This window comes from Tardiphaga sp. P4_G1, assembly GCF_056401215.1.
This window is the reverse complement of record NZ_JBFUJU010000010.1, coordinates 292,520-308,373: the sequence shown is the minus strand read 5'-3', so window position 1 is coordinate 308,373 and position 15,854 is coordinate 292,520. Positions and strand designations below refer to the sequence as shown.

Below are 15,854 nucleotides of genomic sequence, written 5' to 3'. Positions count from 1 at the left end.
GGGGGTGACGTCTGTCTTCGGGCAGGACGGATCTGCGCCAGCACTGCCACTGGCAAGGAGACGGCCGACCTTGGGATGGAAAGACCTCTGGACAGTGTGACGGACGACCAAGTCGAAACGTGTCCGGCCTATTCGCTTGAGGCTCCCTTCCCATCGCCTTGGGACTTTAATTCGCGATCGGAGCGTTCGTCGAGGCAAAGTGCAAGCAACCGAAAAAACACCGCAGGCGGAACGTCGGGCAATCGCTCGTGCTTCCGAAAGTCCTGATGCAAACTAACCTGCGGAAGACCGCATTCGCATCAGGCCCAAGGGTGCAACGGGCACCCGGCGTTCCGCACGCCCTCTCACAGGGGGGTGGGAAGGAATGCGCAAAACTCGGACGCGCAAGCGCCGCGAGAATGCGAGCGTGTGTTTCCATGTCACCGAAGCAGGTACCGCCAACCCGCTCGATTTAGGTAAGCACTCCTGCTTGTTATTGCGGAGGACGGACCTCAAAACTCCCACTCGACAGGCTCATGGGCAGACGAGGATCACATGATCATCAAGCCCAGCGCATCGTGGCATACCCGCTCGACCCTCAGCAGGTTGGCGCACATTCTCGAACGCACCGGACTCGCTTTGGTTGGGGCTGCCTGCGGGCTGTTCGTTGCCGAGGTCGGCCGCTTCATCGAGGTCATCGGTTCGGGTGAAGTCGTGTTCGCCATGATCATTTACGGGGCTACCGGTTTCTATCTCGGAATCGATCTGCCCCAGGTTCCTGCCGATTACCGCATGCATCTGCCGTTATGGCGCGGGCTGGGCAACAGTGCGGATATGGTGGAGCTGCTCACGGCGGCCGGTACCTTCATAACATCGGTGACGGCGATCACGTCAGTCTCCAGTATCATTCTGGGTGAAACCGTGCGCCCCAGGACGGCTGGCATCATCTGTTTGAGCTGGGCAATCGGCGCCACCATGCAGATCGCTGCCGGTATCATCGCGCGAATAGAGTTAGGCCGTGCCGTGAAAATGGCGAAGCTCGCGCTGTTCTCCCGGTGAAAGGTCAGGACAATCCCGGCTCACGGAGGTCGAACATGCCGCTCTATATGTATCAGGCTGCCTACACGCCGGAATCATGGGCCGCGCAAATGAAGAATCCGCAGAACCGCGTTGAATCCGTTGGACGGCAGACGACGGAGGCTGTCGGAGGACAATTGATCGGTGGTTGGTATTGCCTGGGCGAATATGACGTGATGCTGATCGCCGATGTGCCGGATATCGAGAGCATGGCGGCTATCGCCGTCGCGATTGCGGCGGGCGGCGCTATCAAGTCCAGCCAGACGACTGCATTGATGACCGGGGCGGAACTTGTGGCGGCTCTGAAGAAGTCGGAGTCCGTCATCAAGGGTTACAGGCCCGCGCGATAGACATCGGTGGCGTCGATCGCCCGCTATCGTCCCGGCGTCGCATTCACCAAAGCGAGGATCTCCGCGCCGTAATGCTCTAGCTTCTTGTCGCCGATCCCCGGGATTTCGCGGAGCTGGTCGAGCGTGGTGGGATGTTCGCTGGCGATGCCATCGATGGTGGCATCGTGCAGCACGACATAGGCCGGGACGTTGCGCTTCTTCGCGACTTCGGAACGCCAGGCGCGCAGCACGGCGAGCAGATCGGGATTGGCGTTGTCGCTGCGCGGTGCCGCGAGATCGCCGCGGCGGGATTTGCTGCGCGGGGCGCGGCCGGTGCCGCCGGTCTCCTCGCGAAACATCAGCTCGATCTCGCCCTTCAGCACGCCGCGCGCTTCTTCGGTGAGCTTAAGCGCATTGAACGCGTCCGCGTCCGCATAGAGAAAGCCGCGCGCCACCAGTTGCCGCATCACGGCGCGCCATTGTTTCTCGGTGAGTTCGCCGCCGATGCCGAATACCGACAGCTTGTCATGGCCGAATTGCTTGACCTTGTCGGTGAGGCGGCCGATCAGCACGTCCACCAGATGCATGGCGCCGAATTTCTGCCCGGTGCGATAGGCGCAGGACAACAGCTTCTGCGCGGCGACGCTGCCGTTCCAGACTTTCGGCGGCGAGAGGCAATTGTCGCAATTGCCGCAGCGCGTGCCGGTCGCCTCTTCGCCGAAATAACCCAGCAGTCGGGTGCGCCGGCAATCGACGGTCTCGGCGAGGCCGACCAGCGCATCGAGCTTGCCGATGGAGACGCGCTTGAATGTCTCCGATCCCGTGGACTCGTCGATCATGCGGCGCTGTTGCACGATGTCGGAAAGACCATAGGCCATCCACGCATTCGACGGCTTGCCGTCGCGGCCGGCGCGGCCGGTTTCCTGATAATAGGCCTCGATGCTCTTCGGCAGATCGAGATGGCAGACGAAGCGCACGTCGGGCTTGTCGATGCCCATGCCGAAGGCGACGGTGGCGACGATCACCACGCCGTCTTCATTGATGAAGCGATCCTGATTGGTCTCACGCAGGCGTGCGTCGAGCCCGGCGTGATAGGGCAGCGCGAGGATTCCGGCCTTGTTCAATGCGGCGGCGGTGTCCTCGACCTTGGCACGCGACAGGCAATAGACCACGCCGGCCTCGCCGGAATGCCGGTCGCTGATGAAAGCCTGCAACTGCTTCTGTGCGCTGGTCTTGTCGACGATCTCGTATTTGATGTTGGGCCGGTCGAAGCTCGCCACGAAATTCGGTGCGTCTTCCAGGCGGAGGCGTTGCACGATCTCCTGCCGGGTCAGATCGTCGGCGGTTGCCGTCAGGGCAATGCGCGGAATGTTCGGGAACCGTTCGGCGATGACCGAGAGGCCGATATATTCGGGCCGGAAATCGTGGCCCCATTGCGCGACGCAATGCGCTTCATCGATGGCGAACAGGGCGATCTTGGCGCGGCCGAGCATCGACAGGCACCGCGGCGTGACCAGACGTTCAGGGGCGACGTAGAGAAGGTCCAGTTCTCCGGCGAGCAATTGCCGCTCGACCTCGTTGGCTTCGTCCCAAGACAGGGTGGAATTCAGCACCGCCGCCTTGACGCCCGCCTCAAGCAGGCCCGCGACCTGATCGCGCATCAGCGCAATCAAGGGCGACACGACGATACCGCAGCCCGGGCGCAGCAAGGATGGCAACTGGTAACACAGCGACTTGCCGCCGCCGGTCGGCATCAGCACCAGGCAATTGCCGCCATCGGTCACGTGGCGGACAATATCTTCCTGTGCACCGCGAAAACCCGGCAGACCGAACACCGAATGCAGCACGGACAATGCGTCCGAGGTCTGGAACACGTCTGGCTGATTTTTCGATTGACGCGAGGCGCCGGCGGGAACGGACATGGCGCAGGTCTATTCCTGATTCGAGGGTCGCGTATATCCCGGGAAACGCGTCGTTCCCCCAGGAGAACGCGTCATTCCCGAGAGAATGCTTCATTCTCTATGGCATCGCGACGTTTCGCCTTGATCGCGCCGCTTTACCCCTGTCGATGATCCGTTCTAAGAGAATGAGTGCGCGACCGCGCCAGCGTCGCTGCAACTGGGCAAAAAGAAAAGCCGTATGCCATTCATTTTGCGAATCTTTTCTTGGCTTCTGAACCGTCGCCGCGGACCCAAGATCCGCTGGCACGCGGCCAATGAGAATGCCGCGCGAAAAGTGCGCCGGAAATTCAAAAAGGGGCCAAAGTCCGCGATCCTGTCCCATGTCATAGCGCATCGGCCGTCTGTGACGCTGGTGGGGCGGCTGCCCGCGGTCGAAATCTGGAACCTGTCAGATCCGAAGCGTGTCGCGCTGCTCTATCTGCAGCATGGCCGCCGGTTGCGGCTGCCAGCGCCAAAGGCGTTGATGGACGATGCAGTGAAGCGGGCCCGCGCCGCGGAATAGTGGACGTGGTCCACGCGGGGCCACTTGTGCCGTGTGGCGTCATGGGCTTGACGGGCCAGTTCCGAGCGGGGATGGTCACGCCCGGGTCACTCCGTTCCACACTCAATGAAAGACTTCTGCATGATCAAGCGTCTCGGTCCCGGCAAGCGTCTCAGCCAGGCTTCCATCCATGGCAACACCGTCTATCTGGCCGGCCAGGTGCCCGATGAATATTCGGGCGACGTCAAGACGCAGACCAAGCAGGTGCTCGACAAGATCGATGCGCTCCTCAAGGAAGCCGGCACCGACAAGAACAACATCCTCAGCGCCACCGTCTGGCTGCCGAATATCAATGACCGCGATGCCATGAATACGGTGTGGGATGCTTGGGTGCCCGACGTTGGCCCGGCACGCGCCTGCGTCGAGTCGAAGCTCGCCGACCCCGCCATCAAGGTCGAAATCGCCGTCATCGCAGCGATTCCGTAAATCATGTCACCCGTTGCCATTGCGGTCGCCCCCAACGGCGGCCGCAAGGTCAAGGCCGACCATCCCGCCGTGCCGCTGACGCCGGCGGAGTTGGCGGTGACGGCCGCGCATTGCCTCGAGGCAGGCGCGGCGATGATCCATGCCCATGTGCGCAATGCCGACGGCAGTCACCTGCTCGATGCGGCGGCCTATCGGGACGCCATCGCGACGATCCGCAGTGCAGTGGGCGACAGGCTCGTCATCCAGATCACCTCCGAGGCGCTCGGCAAATACACACCAGCGCAGCAGCGCGCGGCGGTGCAGGCGGTGAAGCCGGAAGCGGCATCGCTGGCGCTGCGCGAACTGGTGCCCGATGCCAGCGAGGAGCAGGCCTTCGCCGATCTGCTCGGCTGGATGAAGCGCGAGCGCGTGACGCCGCAGATCATTCTCTACGATGCGCAGGATGCCATCAGGCTGGCCGAGTTTCGCAAGCGCGGGCTAGTGCCGTTCGAGAAGCTGCCGGTGCTGTTCGTGCTCGGCCGTTATACGGCGGGGCAGACGTCGCACCCGGCCGATCTGCTGCCGTTCGTCGCGCCCGGTGCGCCAACATTCGAACACTGGAGTGTCTGCGCCTTCGGTGCGCAGGAGACGGCCTGCGTCACTGCTGGCGCATTGCTGGGCGGTCATATTCGCGTCGGCTTCGAGAACAACGAATTGCTGCCGGATGGCTGCCGCGCCAAAGGCAATCAGGATCTGGTTGCGGCGGCGCGCCGCGCGATCGAGGCGGTTGGACTGAAGGCGGCGACGGCGGATGAGCTCAGGGCCGCGACCGCGGAGCTTCCCTAACCTCTCCCCGCGCAGTGCGGGGAGAAGGAGCGCGTCGCCGGCGCCAGGATTACTCACTCAAACCACGGCCATTCCGCGCCGCCGTCATGCGTCACGGCGCCGCCGGGGGCCTGTCCGACGAGCTTGGCATATTTCGCCAGCGCACCGGCGCGGTGACGCGGTGGGCGCTGCGTCCATGCCGCTCTGCGCGCGGCGAATTCCGTCTCATCGATTATCAGATCCAGCCGCCGCGCCGGCGCGTCGATGCGGATCTTGTCACCATCGCGCACCAGCGCGAGTGGGCCGCCGATATAGGCTTCCGGCGAGACATAGCCGATGCACATGCCGCGGGTCGCGCCGGAGAAGCGACCGTCGGTGATCAGGGCGACCTTCTCGCCCATGCCCTGGCCGTAGATGAGCGCGGTGACCCCGAGCATCTCGCGCATGCCGGGTCCGCCGACCGGGCCCTCGTTGCGGATGATCAGCACATCGCCTTCCTTGTAGCTGCGGTCCTTCACCGCGGCGACGCAGCTTTCTTCGTCCTCGAACACGCGCGCCGTGCCTTCGAACACTGTCTTCTTCAGACCGGCGACCTTGATCACTGCGCCATCGGGCGAGAGATTGCCCTTCAGCACCGCGACGCCGCCATCGGGCATGATCGGCTTTGCTGAGGAGTAGATGATCTCGCCATCGGCCTTGTTGGCGTTGCCGTATTCCTCGGCAATGGTCCGTCCGGTGATGGTGATGCAGGAGCCGTCGACATGGCCGCTCTCGACCAGTGCACGAATGACGACCGCCGTGCCGCCGATATCGTAGACATCCTTGGCCACATATTTGCCGCCCGGCCGCAGATTGCCGATCAGCGGCGTGCGCGCGAACACCTCGCCGACATCGTCGATGGTAAATTTGATGCCGGCCTCGTTGGCGATGGCCGGCAGATGCAGCGCGGCATTGGTCGAGCCGCCGGTGGCGGCGACGATGGCGGCGCCGTTCTCTAGGGATTTGCGCGTGACGATGTCGCGCGGCAGCGGGCCATCGTTGCGCAGCATGTCCATGACCAGACGTCCGGCGCGCCGGGCGAACTGCGCGCGTTCGGCATAGACGCCGGGGATCATCGAGACATTGGGCATGGTGATCCCCAGCGCCTCGGAGACCATCGCCATCGTATTGGCGGTGAACTGGCCGGCGCAGGCGCCGATGGTCGGCAGACACGCCCGTTCGATGGCGTCCAGCTCCTGCTTGTCGATGTCGCCGGTCATGAAGGCGCCGACGGCCTCATAGGAATCCAGCGCGGTCAGCGTCTTGCCCTTGTGCAGTCCCGGCAGCGAACTGCCGCCATAGATGAAGATCGACGGCACGTTGCAGCGGACCATGCCCATGATGACGCCGGGCAACGTCTTGTCGCAGCCGCCGAAGCCGATCAGTGCGTCGTAAGCGAGGCCGTGCATCACGGCTTCGATGGAGTCGGCGATGATCTCGCGCGACAGCAGCGAGAACTTCATGCCCTCATGGTTCATGCTGATGGCATCGGAGACCGAGACGGTCGAGAATTCGCGCGGCGTACCGCCGGCTTCGGAAATACCGGTCTTGGCGGCGTCGACCTGAAAGTCATGGGTCATGTTGCAGGGCGTCTGCTCGCCCTTCATCGACACCACGCCGATCATGGGTTTTGCGATCGCTTCGTCATCAAGGCCCATGGCGCGCATGAAGGCGCGGTGCGGGGCACGGTCGAGGCCGTCGGTGGTGACGCGGGATCGCAACTTCTTCATGGGAATCTGTCCGTTTCTTGGTCTTGTCGTCCAATGCAGTGAGGCCACGCCGTGGGGCGTGGCCTCAGGACATCATATAGTGAGATATCGCGTCTTGCTCTACTGGATCGGCGCGACGATGGTCGGGTGCTTGAACTGCATCGCGTCCATCTTCGGCAGCATGCCGGCCTCGGTGTAGATATCGAGCATCTTCTGCATGGCCGGGAAGTTCGGTGCTGCGCCCGGGTCGCGGGCGAAGTCGTTCTCCTTCAGCAGATAGGTTTCCAGTACCGGGATCGGCGCCTTCATGACTTCGTTGACGACCTTCAGCGTCTCTTCGCGGTTGGCCAGCGCCTTCTTCATGCCAAGGGTGATGTCGGCGACATAGGCCTTGGCGAGTTCGGGGTTCTTGTCGACGAAATCGGCGCGGCAGGCTTCAAGGATATGCACGATGTTGGGCATCGCCTCGTTCAGCGAGAACAGCTTGCGCGTGCCGCCCTTGGCTTCCATCCGCGCGGCAAATGGCTGGTTCATGTTGATGGCGTCGACGCGGCCCTGGCGCAGTGCATCCTCGGAAGCTGCGAAGCCGATCTCGATCAGCTTGACGTCCTTCTCGGGATCGACGCCGGCGCCCTTCAGCAGCATCTTGAACGGACCATAGGTGCCGCCGCCGATGACGGAAATGCCGACATTCTTGCCCTTGAGATCGGCGATGGTCTTGATCGGCGAGTCATCCTTCACGGCCCAGTAGACCGAGAAGCTGCCGGGCTTTTCCGACACGTGCTGCGCGACGATATAGGCCTTGAGGTTGCCGCCGTTGACGCCGTTGGCGAGCGACAGCACGCCCTGGGTGGCGCAATCCAGCGCGCCGGCGGCGAGCGCCTGCGTCATCGGCGAGGTGCCCTGAAACTGGGTCCATTCGATATTGTAGGTCTTGCCGAGATTGGTGAATTCGGTCGGGCGCTTCATCATCCAGTATTTGGATTCTTCGGCTGGAATGGTCCAGCCGACCTTGATGGTCGGAATCGTCTGCGCCTGCGCCGCACCCGACACCGCTCCCGCCGCGAGAGCCGCCGCCATCAGCCACTTAGAAGAACCCAGCTTCATGCCCGCTCACTCCGTTTGATGATGGCCAGACCCGGCCAAAAGAAAAGCCCCACTGTCTTGAAGCCTTTCATGCTTCAAATATTCTGGCAAGCGAGGTCCGTGCCCAACATTCATTCGTGCTGTGGCGCAACAATTGGCAGTTACGCAGGCGTTGATATCATCGTTGCTGCGGCTGCGGACGCAGCGTAGATAGCTCGCAGATGCGAGCAGCGTGGCTCGGCGGCAGAAGGACAACGGCGTCAAAATGGTGGATTCAGCGGGCGGCAAAGAGAAGCTCGGTTACCTTGGCCTCGGCCTGATGGGACTGCCGATGACCAAACGGTTGCTGGGCGCCGGTTACGATGTGGCCGTCTGGAATCGCTCGCCCGGCAAGGCCAATGCGCTGCTTGAGGCCGGTGCGAAAGCCGCTGCCAGCCCGCGCGATGTCGTCGCGCATGCCAGCATCATCTTCATGTGCCTCACCGATGCATCGGCGGTCGAAGATGTCGTGTTCGGCGACAACGGCCTGTCCGGCACCGATGGCAAGGGCAAGCTGGTCGTCGATTTCTCCTCGATCCATCCGGATAAGACGAAGTCCATCGCGGCGCGGCTGAAGGCGGCGAACGGCATGGGCTGGATTGATGCGCCGGTGTCGGGCGGCACCAAGGGCGCGGAGGAAGCCACGCTGGCGATCATGGCCGGCGGCGAGGCCGTCGATGTCGAACGTATCAGGCCCTATATTCTGGCGATGGCGCGCAACTTCACGCATATGGGGCCGACCGGCGCCGGGCAGATGACCAAACTCTGCAACCAGGTGATCGTCGGCTGCGCCATGGCGGTACTGGCCGAAGCGACGCGACTTGCCGTGAATGCCGGTATCGACGCCAAACGCCTGCCGGAAGCGCTCGCGGGCGGTTTTGCGGATTCGATCCCGCTGCAACTGTTCGTGCCGCGCATGGCGCAGGGCATTCACTCGCCGCCGCTCGGCCACATCCATACGATGCTCAAGGACCTCGATACGGTGGTCGCTGTGGCGCAGGACACATCGACGCCGGTGCCGATGGCTGCGCTCGCAGCGCAGATCTTCCGCATGGGCAACGCGGTGCGCGGCGCCGATGCCGACGCGCTGGAGATCTACAAGCTGTCGGCGCCCAAAGAGTGAAGATCAAGGAATGAAGGTTCTGGTGATTGGCGCGGCCGGCATGATCGGCCGCAAGCTGTGTGAGCGGCTGCTGAAGGACGGTCATGTCGGCGGTGGGGAAATCGGCGATCTGGCGATGGCCGATGCGGTCCCCAGCGATCTGGTCGGTGCGCGCAGCATCATGGTCGATCTCGCAAAACCGGATGCGCCCGCAGCACTGCTGGCGTCAAAGCCCGACCTGATCTTCCATCTTGCTGCGGTCGTCTCAGGCGAAGCCGAGCAGAATTTTGACAAGGGCTACGCGGTCAATCTCGACGGCACGCGCAATCTGTTCGAGGCGATCCGCGCGATGGGGGACGGTTATCGCCCTCGCATCGTCTACACCTCGTCCATCGCGACCTTCGGCGCGCCCTATAACGGGCCGATCGCCGACGACTTCTTTCATACGCCGCTGTCGAGCTACGGAACGCAGAAGGCGATCTGCGAATTGCTGCTGGCGGACTATACGCGGCGCGGCTTCTTCGACGGCATCGGAATTCGCCTGCCGAATATCTGCGTACGGCCGGGCAAGCCCAATGCGGCAGCGTCGGGTTTCTTCTCCAATATCATCCGTGAGCCGCTGGCCGGCCGCGAGGCGGTGCTGCCGGTAACCGACGACGTCGGGCAGACACATGCCAGTCCGCGCGCGACGACGGAATTCCTGCTTCATGGTGCGACGCTCGACAGCGCCAAGCTCGGCGCACGCCGCACGGTGATGATGCCCGGCGTGCGGGCATCGGTCGCCGACATGATCGCGGCGCTCCGCCGCGTGGGAGGTGACAGTGTTGTGACACGCATCAAGCATGTGCCAGATCCCGCCATTATGGCGATGGTTGCCGGATGGCCCACGATGTTCGATACCAAACGTGCACTGGCGCTGGGTTTCCAGGCGGAACAGAGTTTCGATTCCATCATTCATGCTCATATCGAGGATGACCTCGATGGCGTCTTTGTGCGTTAGCGGTTAAGGACAATCATGGCGCGCGATATCATCATGGCGGCGGGAGGCATTGTCGTACAACGGGGTGAGACGCCGCTGTTCGCCGTGGTCTGCCTGCGCAAGCGCGGCGACTGGGTGTTGCCGAAGGGCAAGCTCGACAATGGCGAGACGCCGCGCGACGCAGCCGAGCGCGAGGTGCTGGAAGAGACCGGCCATGCCGCGTCGGTGCATGACTATCTCGGTGCCCTGGCCTATCCGCTCGGTGAACGGACCAAGGTCGTGCATTTCTGGCACATGGAGGCCGCCCCCGCGCCGTCACGCAAGCTGATGAAGGATATCAGCGAAGTCGCGTGGCTGCCATTTGACGCCGCGCTGGCGCGGCTGACGCGCAGCCATGAACATGCGTTCCTCGCGCAGGTCGGGCCCATGGCGCTGGCGGCAGCAAGGGCGGCGCTGGTCGTGGATGGCGAGCCGGTGCGGCCAATTGCCGTGGGGCCTGTCGGCGTGCGACGTGACACGGGGTTCTTCGCGAAGATCCGGAACTGGTTGAACGGGTAAGTTCTCTCGTTGCAGCGATGGCTGAAGCGGCGGGCTCAGTGCGTGTTGGTCGCGTCATCGAAGCGCAGCACATTGCCGAACGGGTCGGTGATCTTTGGGCCCCTATCGGTCGGACTCGGGCGCGCGAAGCGGGCCTGCTTGTCATGCAGCTCCTTTGCGAAAGCCGCGATATTGCTGCCGCGGATATAGACCACGCTACCCGGCGTGCCGTCGCCATAGTGTTCGCTGAGATGCAGCTTCACGCCGCCGCGCGACACCTGCATGTAGAGCGGGGAGTCCGGCTCGTAACGATGTTCCCAGTCGATCGCAAAGCCGAGGAAGTCGACATAGAACTCCTTCGCTTTAGCAATGTCATAGATGCGCAGAACCGGAATTGCCGGTTCGAAAGTGACGTCGATCATCGCTGTCTCCCGCTCGTGGCGTAGGGGAGATTATCGCAGCGAAGTCGTCATTGACTAGATCGTGCGGCTAGGCGCCGCGCATGATCACGCCGTACCAGCCGAGACCTTTGTAAGTCTCATAGCCCGGCGTGGCGTGGAAGGCGACGAGGCCGCCCGAACGGTCGTGATAGAAGCCGCTGCGGCGGCCGTTCAAGGCCAGCGGGATGCGTTCGGTGAGCAGGCCCTGGCCGTCGGACGAGGCGATGACGCGCAGGTTCGAATCCACCAGCAGCACGCGCGTCTTGTCGTCGTCGACGCGAACGCCCTCGACGATGGCGCGCGCCTGGGCTTCCCAGTCGAAATGAATCGCGAGCACGCCGATGGCGCGGCCATTGGCCTTGCCGCCTTCGCGCACGCTGGCGCAATAGGTCGCGACCTGCGCATTGTTCAGGAGCGGCTGGCGCTCGACGTCACCCGCGGTGTAGTCGTCGCCGGAGCGCAGCGTACGGGCATCGCGAAACCAGGCGGTGCCGGCGATGTTCTGGCCCGTCACATTGAAACGATCGCCACGGCCGCTGGCGATGACATTGCCCTGCATGTCGCACAGCCAGAGATCGAGATAGACGGTGTAGGCGCCGAGGATCACGGCGAGCCGCTCCGATACATGGGCGACGGTGGCGTCGCTCGGTGCGGCCGCGCAGTCGACGACGGCGGAGTCGGTCGCCCACCAGCGGACGTCGCAGGTCCGCTCATAGAGATTGCGGTCGATCAGTTCGATGGCGTTCAGCGACAGGTCTACCATGCGTTCGCCGCGCGAGCGTTCGGTCATCTTCTCGATCGACGCCATCAGGCTGCCGGTCCGCGCGGTGAGCTGGGATTCCAGATCGCGCGCGATGGTCTCGACCTGCTGGCCGACATTGCGCACTTCCTGCGCGACGACGGCGAAGCCCGCGCCCTGCGCGCCGGCGCGCGAGCTTTCGATCAGCGCGTTCAGCGCCAGCATCTTCATCTGGTTGGTGATGTGCTGGATCGACCTGGTTTTCTCGCAGGCGATCTCGTTGACCTCGGCGGTCAACCGCCCGATCAGTGCGGAGATATCGGAGCTATCGTCGTTCTCTTCGGTTGCATTGGCATGCGCAGAATGACTGCTGCGGTTCATTGCCAAGACCATCGTCGTATCCCCGTTGACAGCAATCAGTTACCTCCCGGTTATTGCCCGGTCATGGTTAATCGTGGCTTAATTTTCCGTGTGCCGGGTTCCGCCGACTTGCACGAATAAGCGGCAGGAGTGCGCAACAGGCACTATCTCATTGCGTCTGGTCATATGCGGCCGCATCCGTAGGACGTTCGATGCCCCCTAGCGGTACAAATTAGGGCGTCATTAGTGATGCTTATGCATGCGCCCCCCGATTGCTCTGACGAACAACGCGATATCAACCACACGCGTGCAGGCTCAAAGCTTCATGGGCTGAGCCATTGTGATGAGCGTTCTCGAAGACCTGACCGGTGCGACCACGTCGGAACTGTCCGACGAATTGATCTTCCAGATCGCCTCGGCGTCCAGCCCCGAGCAGCGCAGATACGCGGCTGACCTGTTCCGGTATTTCGCCAAACAGCTCGAATTCGAATCTTATCGGCGCGGGCAGCAGAGTATGGCCGTTCCACAGCTTCCGTCGCCGGCCATGATTATCGACGCGACGCCCGAACAGGACGAAGCGCCCACGATCCAGCCGTCCGATGACCCTGGCGATGACCCGTCCGTCGGTCTGATCCCGCCGGTGAGCTGGCAGGATTGACGGCGGCGCGACAGTTTTACGTCAGATCCGTTGCTTCCTACCGATTGGCTTAACCATTCGCAGGCCAAATGAGTCGCGAGTGATTCGAGCGTTGCAATCGTGAAGAGCGGGCGTGCCAGTGAGTGTAGTTATCCCTTTCCCCATGCGTGTAGCGGCCCCCCAGGCCGATGAGTGTGAAATCGATCTGCTGAGCGCCGTCGATCTGGCGATCCGCGATCTCCGCGAAATCTCCCAGACCGCGAACGACATCGCGCAGGCGCGTGCGCGTGAATGCCTGGCCATGCTGGAAAGCGCCTATCACGGTGCGCTGCAGGGCTGACGCATTCTGAGTGCGCCGACAGGAGATCAGCGATGCTGTTTCTGGTGATCTCGAATCCGCGCGCCGATCGTCCGTCCGACATGGCGGCCGCGCGTCAGAGCTTCTGGCCGTGGATGGCGGGGTATCAGGCGTCGGGCATCTGCCAGCACATCTATCCGCGCGTCGGCCGCGGCGTGGTCGCGGTGTTCAAGGTCGATGGCAATGAAGTGCTGCATCGCATCCTGAACGAATGGGCCGATATCATCCCGGCGCAGTTCGAGGTCTATCCGCTGGTCGATCTCGATGCGACCACGGCTCTGCTCGCATCGCAGGTCGCTGCTTCAAAGTAGCGTCGCGAGTTTCAGTTCCCGATCAGCCTTTTCGCGCGGAAACCATCGGTTCGCACCATGGACTCGGCAAATCCGCGTCGCTATATGCGTGATCTCTCCCTTACCAGTATCGGGCACTTTTCATGACGACCACTGACACCGCTGCACCCGTTTCCCAGCCGTTCCAGGCCGAAGTCGCCGAATTGCTGAACCTGATGGTTCACTCGGTCTATTCCGAGACCGATATCTTCCTGCGTGAACTGGTCTCCAACGCGTCCGACGCCTGCGACAAGCTGCGCTATGAGGCGATCGCCAATCCGCAGCTGATCCCCGACGGCCAGTCGCCCAACATCACCATCATTCCGGACAAGGCGGCCGGTACGCTGTCGATCGTCGATGCCGGCATCGGCATGGATCGCCAGGAACTGATCGACAACTTAGGGACCATCGCGAAATCCGGGACCAAGTCATTCCTGTCGCGGCTCACCGAAGCCAAGGACGGCTCCAACCTGATCGGCCAGTTCGGCGTGGGTTTCTATGCAGCTTTCATGGTTGCTGAGAAGATTGTGGTCACCAGCCATCGCGCCGGCACCCACGACGCCTTCACCTGGACCTCGACTGGCGGCGCCGGTTTCGAGATTGGCCAGGTCAGTGACGGCATGAGCGTGCCGACCGGCACCTCCATTGTGCTGCATCTGAAAGAAGACGCGAAGAAATATCTCGAAACTTACGAGATCGAGCGCATTGTCGGCGCCTATTCGGATAACATCCAGTTTCCGATCATGCTCAAGGACGGCGATGCCGAGCCGCGCCAGATCAATTCGGCCAGCGCGTTGTGGCAGCGCTCCAAGTCCGAACTGACGCCGGAGGATTACAGCGCGGTTTACAAGTCTATCGCCCATGCCTATGACGAACCGGCGATGACGCTGCATTACCGTGCCGAGGGCCGCTATTCCTATGCGGTGCTGCTGTTCGCGCCATCGCAGAAGCCCTTCGACCTGTTTGAGCCGAACCGCAAGGGCCATGTGAAGCTCTATGTGCGTCGCGTCTTCATCACCAGCGATGCGGACCTGTTGCCGTCCTATCTGCGCTTCATCCGCGGCGTCATCGATGCCGAGGATCTGCCGCTGAACCTCTCCCGGGAGATGTTGCAGAACAATCCGCAGCTCGCGCAAATCAGGAAGGCCGTGGCGACCCGCGTGATCGGCGAGCTGGAGACGCTGAGCGAGAAGGATGCCGAGACCTTCACCAAGATCTGGGACGCCTTCGGCCCGGTGATCAAGGAAGGCATCTATGAGGATTTCGAGCGTCGCGAGAAGCTGCTGGCGCTGTCGCGCTTCACGACGACCACGGGCGAGAAGCGTTCGCTGAAGGATTATGTCGCCGACCTGAAGCCGAACCAGACCGAAATCTATTATCTCGCCGGCGACAGCCTCGATCGCCTGAAGTCGAATCCGAAGCTGGAAGCCGCCAAGTCACGCGGCATCGAAGTGCTGCTGTTGACCGACGCGGTCGATGCGTTCTGGTCGTCGGCGCCGCTGGATTTCGATGGCAAGCCGCTGAAGTCGCTGAGCCAGGGCGAGGTCAATCTCGATCTGATCCCGCGCATTGATGAAGACGCGACCAAGGACGAGCCGAAGACCGAGACCGATGAGGCGGCGACCATTGCCGTCATCAAGGAAGCGCTCGGCGAGCGCGTCTCCGACGTGAAGGTCTCGACGCGCCTGACCACGTCGGCCTCGTGCCTCGTGGCCGGCGGCGCCGGCCCGGACCGCGAACTTGAGCGCATGCTGGCGATGCAGAACCGCGGCTCGGTGACCAAACCGATCCTTGAAATCAATCTGCGCCATCCGCTGGTGGCGAAGATCGCTGGCGCCGACAAGGCGGCGGGCGGCGAAGCGTCCGACATCGCGTTCCTGCTGCTCGAGCAGGCGCAGATCCTCGACGGCGAATTGCCGGAAGATCCGGCCGCCTTTGCAAGCCGTCTTAACCGGCTGGTGCTGCGCGGTTTGTGATCGCCGACCATTCACGGCGCGGGGCATTCGTCCCCGCGCTTTTGATGCCAAGGAATTCCCCCATGAGCACTGTCTTCGAAAAACTCATCGCGAAATACGCCGAGCGCGGCGATTTCGAGCGCCTGCAGGGTTATCGGGACGATCGCCTGGCCATCCTGAAGAGCATTCAGGACGGGACATACGAGAAGATGCACCTGATCTCCGACGCCGATCCTGTCTCGATGGTCGCGGAGATCGAGCGGGAACTCGCCTGTATCGACGCGGCGCTGAAAAAGCGGATGCAGTGATAGCGCGCGTGCGTTGCAGCAATCGTCGTTGGGCGTGGTCTTGAACTAACGCAAAGCTGATCTGCACATTTCGGCTAAGTCGAAAGATTATCTGGTTCGTCCCGAGCTTCTCACATAGCG

General features: G+C 62.6%; 18 protein-coding genes. 13 read left to right on the top strand and 5 right to left on the bottom strand.

What is annotated here, in order from left to right:
• Positions 1–534: 534 nt before the first annotated feature.
• Both AC1DUY_RS24090 and AC1DUY_RS24085 read left to right on the top strand, forming a co-directional pair.
• On the top strand, positions 535–1,038 hold the full coding sequence (locus tag AC1DUY_RS24090) for a hypothetical protein (RefSeq protein ID WP_210269244.1): 504 nt from the start codon (positions 535–537) through the stop codon (positions 1,036–1,038).
• 35 nt (positions 1,039–1,073) lie between these two features.
• Positions 1,074–1,406 (top strand): GYD domain-containing protein, encoded by a 333-nt coding sequence (locus AC1DUY_RS24085; RefSeq protein WP_175368142.1) that lies wholly within the window; start codon positions 1,074–1,076, stop codon positions 1,404–1,406.
• 23 nt (positions 1,407–1,429) lie between these two features.
• Here the strand turns inward: AC1DUY_RS24085 and recQ are convergent, their stop codons facing one another.
• A complete protein-coding gene (gene recQ, locus AC1DUY_RS24080; RefSeq protein WP_478117631.1) occupies positions 1,430–3,307 on the bottom strand; it encodes a DNA helicase RecQ in 1,878 nt (625 codons plus the stop codon).
• A 313-nt stretch (positions 3,308–3,620) separates the two neighbouring features.
• Here recQ and AC1DUY_RS24075 point away from each other — a divergent pair, with 313 nt between their 5' ends.
• The 3 genes from AC1DUY_RS24075 to AC1DUY_RS24065 all read left to right on the top strand — a co-directional run bounded on the left by AC1DUY_RS24075 (position 3,621) and on the right by AC1DUY_RS24065 (position 5,138).
• Positions 3,621–3,848, top strand: a complete 228-nt coding sequence (locus tag AC1DUY_RS24075) for a hypothetical protein (protein WP_147421582.1) — start codon at positions 3,621–3,623, stop codon at positions 3,846–3,848.
• A gap of 120 nt (positions 3,849–3,968) precedes the next feature.
• Positions 3,969–4,313: a RidA family protein gene (locus tag AC1DUY_RS24070; protein WP_089267869.1), complete on the top strand. Its 345-nt coding sequence runs from the start codon at positions 3,969–3,971 to the stop codon at positions 4,311–4,313.
• Positions 4,314–4,316: 3 nt separating this feature from the next.
• Positions 4,317–5,138: a beta-keto acid cleavage family enzyme gene (locus tag AC1DUY_RS24065; protein WP_441230915.1), complete on the top strand. Its 822-nt coding sequence runs from the start codon at positions 4,317–4,319 to the stop codon at positions 5,136–5,138.
• Positions 5,139–5,191: 53 nt separating this feature from the next.
• Here AC1DUY_RS24065 and ilvD read toward each other — a convergent pair whose 3' ends face one another.
• Entirely contained in the window at positions 5,192–6,886 is a 1,695-nt protein-coding gene (ilvD, locus tag AC1DUY_RS24060) for a dihydroxy-acid dehydratase (protein ID WP_478117628.1), read from the bottom strand.
• Positions 6,887–6,985: 99 nt separating this feature from the next.
• Positions 6,986–7,945: an ABC transporter substrate-binding protein gene (locus AC1DUY_RS24055; protein ID WP_441232269.1), complete on the bottom strand. Its 960-nt coding sequence runs from the start codon at positions 7,943–7,945 to the stop codon at positions 6,986–6,988.
• Positions 7,946–8,216: 271 nt separating this feature from the next.
• Here AC1DUY_RS24055 and AC1DUY_RS24050 point away from each other — a divergent pair, with 271 nt between their 5' ends.
• The 3 genes from AC1DUY_RS24050 to AC1DUY_RS24040 are packed head-to-tail and all read left to right on the top strand — an operon-like array spanning position 8,217 to position 10,629.
• Positions 8,217–9,113, top strand: a complete 897-nt coding sequence (locus AC1DUY_RS24050; protein WP_478117626.1) for an NAD(P)-dependent oxidoreductase — start codon at positions 8,217–8,219, stop codon at positions 9,111–9,113.
• A 10-nt stretch (positions 9,114–9,123) separates the two neighbouring features.
• The gene (denD, locus tag AC1DUY_RS24045) at positions 9,124–10,092 is read left to right on the top strand and encodes a D-erythronate dehydrogenase (RefSeq protein ID WP_478117624.1); all 969 of its coding nucleotides are present in this window, start codon (positions 9,124–9,126) and stop codon (positions 10,090–10,092) included.
• A gap of 15 nt (positions 10,093–10,107) precedes the next feature.
• Positions 10,108–10,629: an NUDIX hydrolase gene (locus AC1DUY_RS24040; protein ID WP_478117622.1), complete on the top strand. Its 522-nt coding sequence runs from the start codon at positions 10,108–10,110 to the stop codon at positions 10,627–10,629.
• Between the two features lie 35 nt (positions 10,630–10,664).
• Here the strand turns inward: AC1DUY_RS24040 and AC1DUY_RS24035 are convergent, their stop codons facing one another.
• Together AC1DUY_RS24035 and AC1DUY_RS24030 are read right to left on the bottom strand one after the other, a co-directional pair.
• A complete protein-coding gene (locus tag AC1DUY_RS24035) occupies positions 10,665–11,030 on the bottom strand; it encodes a glyoxalase superfamily protein (RefSeq protein ID WP_478117620.1) in 366 nt (121 codons plus the stop codon).
• A 67-nt stretch (positions 11,031–11,097) separates the two neighbouring features.
• The gene (locus AC1DUY_RS24030) at positions 11,098–12,168 is read right to left on the bottom strand and encodes a methyl-accepting chemotaxis protein (RefSeq protein ID WP_244528141.1); all 1,071 of its coding nucleotides are present in this window, start codon (positions 12,166–12,168) and stop codon (positions 11,098–11,100) included.
• Between the two features lie 322 nt (positions 12,169–12,490).
• Here AC1DUY_RS24030 and AC1DUY_RS24025 point away from each other — a divergent pair, with 322 nt between their 5' ends.
• The 5 genes from AC1DUY_RS24025 (at position 12,491) to AC1DUY_RS24005 (ending at position 15,734) form a co-directional block, all read left to right on the top strand.
• Positions 12,491–12,805, top strand: coding sequence for a hypothetical protein (locus AC1DUY_RS24025; RefSeq protein WP_478117618.1), 315 nt, complete (start codon positions 12,491–12,493; stop codon positions 12,803–12,805).
• 142 nt (positions 12,806–12,947) lie between these two features.
• Complete coding sequence (locus AC1DUY_RS24020) at positions 12,948–13,124, top strand: hypothetical protein (protein ID WP_210269243.1); 177 nt, start codon at positions 12,948–12,950, stop codon at positions 13,122–13,124.
• Positions 13,125–13,156: 32 nt separating this feature from the next.
• Positions 13,157–13,453 carry a DUF3303 family protein gene (locus tag AC1DUY_RS24015; protein WP_120287442.1) on the top strand — a complete coding sequence of 99 codons (297 nt, stop codon included), beginning with the start codon at positions 13,157–13,159 and terminating at the stop codon, positions 13,451–13,453.
• A 122-nt stretch (positions 13,454–13,575) separates the two neighbouring features.
• Positions 13,576–15,447: a molecular chaperone HtpG gene (htpG, locus tag AC1DUY_RS24010; RefSeq protein ID WP_478117616.1), complete on the top strand. Its 1,872-nt coding sequence runs from the start codon at positions 13,576–13,578 to the stop codon at positions 15,445–15,447.
• A gap of 62 nt (positions 15,448–15,509) precedes the next feature.
• Positions 15,510–15,734: a hypothetical protein gene (locus AC1DUY_RS24005; protein WP_120287440.1), complete on the top strand. Its 225-nt coding sequence runs from the start codon at positions 15,510–15,512 to the stop codon at positions 15,732–15,734.
• Positions 15,735–15,854: the final 120 nt, after the last annotated feature.

Excerpts from the sequence above, each read along its gene's own strand:
- AC1DUY_RS24050 (WP_478117626.1), top strand. The coding sequence starts at position 8,217 with ATGGTGGATTCAGCGGGCGGCAAAGAGAAGCTCGGTTACCTTGGCCTC.
- AC1DUY_RS24070 (WP_089267869.1), top strand. The coding sequence starts at position 3,969 with ATGATCAAGCGTCTCGGTCCCGGCAAGCGTCTCAGCCAGGCTTCCATC.
- recQ (WP_478117631.1), bottom strand. The coding sequence starts at position 3,307 with ATGTCCGTTCCCGCCGGCGCCTCGCGTCAATCGAAAAATCAGCCAGAC.
- AC1DUY_RS24035 (WP_478117620.1), bottom strand. The coding sequence starts at position 11,030 with ATGATCGACGTCACTTTCGAACCGGCAATTCCGGTTCTGCGCATCTAT.
- AC1DUY_RS24040 (WP_478117622.1), top strand. The coding sequence starts at position 10,108 with ATGGCGCGCGATATCATCATGGCGGCGGGAGGCATTGTCGTACAACGG.
- AC1DUY_RS24055 (WP_441232269.1), bottom strand. The coding sequence starts at position 7,945 with ATGGCGGCGGCTCTCGCGGCGGGAGCGGTGTCGGGTGCGGCGCAGGCG.
- AC1DUY_RS24090 (WP_210269244.1), top strand. The coding sequence starts at position 535 with ATGATCATCAAGCCCAGCGCATCGTGGCATACCCGCTCGACCCTCAGC.
- AC1DUY_RS24005 (WP_120287440.1), top strand. The coding sequence starts at position 15,510 with ATGAGCACTGTCTTCGAAAAACTCATCGCGAAATACGCCGAGCGCGGC.
- AC1DUY_RS24025 (WP_478117618.1), top strand. The coding sequence starts at position 12,491 with ATGAGCGTTCTCGAAGACCTGACCGGTGCGACCACGTCGGAACTGTCC.
- AC1DUY_RS24030 (WP_244528141.1), bottom strand. The coding sequence starts at position 12,168 with ATGAACCGCAGCAGTCATTCTGCGCATGCCAATGCAACCGAAGAGAAC.
- AC1DUY_RS24015 (WP_120287442.1), top strand. The coding sequence starts at position 13,157 with ATGCTGTTTCTGGTGATCTCGAATCCGCGCGCCGATCGTCCGTCCGAC.
- AC1DUY_RS24085 (WP_175368142.1), top strand. The coding sequence starts at position 1,074 with ATGCCGCTCTATATGTATCAGGCTGCCTACACGCCGGAATCATGGGCC.
- ilvD (WP_478117628.1), bottom strand. The coding sequence starts at position 6,886 with ATGAAGAAGTTGCGATCCCGCGTCACCACCGACGGCCTCGACCGTGCC.
- AC1DUY_RS24020 (WP_210269243.1), top strand. The coding sequence starts at position 12,948 with ATGCGTGTAGCGGCCCCCCAGGCCGATGAGTGTGAAATCGATCTGCTG.
- AC1DUY_RS24065 (WP_441230915.1), top strand. The coding sequence starts at position 4,317 with ATGTCACCCGTTGCCATTGCGGTCGCCCCCAACGGCGGCCGCAAGGTC.
- htpG (WP_478117616.1), top strand. The coding sequence starts at position 13,576 with ATGACGACCACTGACACCGCTGCACCCGTTTCCCAGCCGTTCCAGGCC.
- denD (WP_478117624.1), top strand. The coding sequence starts at position 9,124 with ATGAAGGTTCTGGTGATTGGCGCGGCCGGCATGATCGGCCGCAAGCTG.